General features: G+C 60.1%; 1 protein-coding gene. It reads right to left on the bottom strand.

Annotation, left to right across the window (positions count from 1 at the left end; all coding sequences use genetic code 11):
• Window positions 1-53 precede the first annotated feature (53 nt).
• The gene (locus WG622_RS19200) at window positions 54-755 is read right to left on the bottom strand and encodes an IS6 family transposase (protein ID WP_088665148.1); all 702 of its coding nucleotides are present in this window, start codon (window positions 753-755) and stop codon (window positions 54-56) included.
• Window positions 756-817 lie beyond the last annotated feature (62 nt).

Below are 817 nucleotides of genomic sequence, written 5' to 3'. Positions count from 1 at the left end.
GGGTGTTGTCACGTTAACCGAAGGGTTGGCTGGCAAGGCCGTAATTGAAGGTCTTAGGCGATGCTGGCTGCTACTTTCCACGTGCGGAGAGCTTCCATCCGGTGGTAGCGAATGGTCAGGGCGGCGCGTCGGCGAGCTGGAACGGAGAAACAATTGCGGACGGCTGAATGGATGGACACGAAGCGTTGCAGGCCGCCTGGCGAGCGATGACCCTGCATCACGCGCTCTCGCTTTCGGAACGGTAAATGGCTGTTCTCGGCACGATTGTTGAGCCCCTTATGCGACCAGTGATCCAGATCGGGCAGGAGTTCGCGCTTGGCCGCGCCATATGAGCGGAGCTTGTCCGTTATAATCCGCTTGGGAACAGACCCCGCGCGTTTCATCAGCTTGCGCAAAAGCCGTTTGGCGGCCCGTTTGTCCCGCCGGGACTGGAGGATCTCGTCCAGAACAACGCCGCGTTGATCAACGGCGCGCCAGAGCCAGAACGTCTTGCCGGAAATCTTCACCACGACTTCGTCAAGATGCCAGATGTCGCCGGGGCGGCGCTGGCATCGCCGCAAGTTCCTCGCGATCTGCGGCCCGAATTTGGCCGTCCAGCGCCGAACCGTTTCATAGGAGACGTCGATGCCACGTTCGAGCAGCATCTCCTCAACCTCCCGCAGGCTCAGATTGAACCGGACGTACAGCCAGACCGCGTGGGCAATGATCGAAGGCGGGAACCGGTGCCGCTTGTAGCTGATGGAAGGTGTCTGCATCGCCGTGACCTACGTAGCAAACAGCAAGGAGGCAATCGCTACCCGATTAACGTGACAACTCC

Source organism: Cognatishimia coralii, from assembly GCF_037478305.1.
GTDB classification, from domain to species: domain Bacteria; phylum Pseudomonadota; class Alphaproteobacteria; order Rhodobacterales; family Rhodobacteraceae; genus Cognatishimia; species Cognatishimia coralii.
This window is presented reverse-complemented; position numbering and strand designations above follow the sequence as displayed.

What these genes read in the sequence shown, in the direction of transcription:
- WG622_RS19200 (WP_088665148.1), bottom strand. Translation starts at nt 755, where the DNA reads ATGCAGACACCTTCCATCAGCTACAAGCGGCACCGGTTCCCGCCTTCG.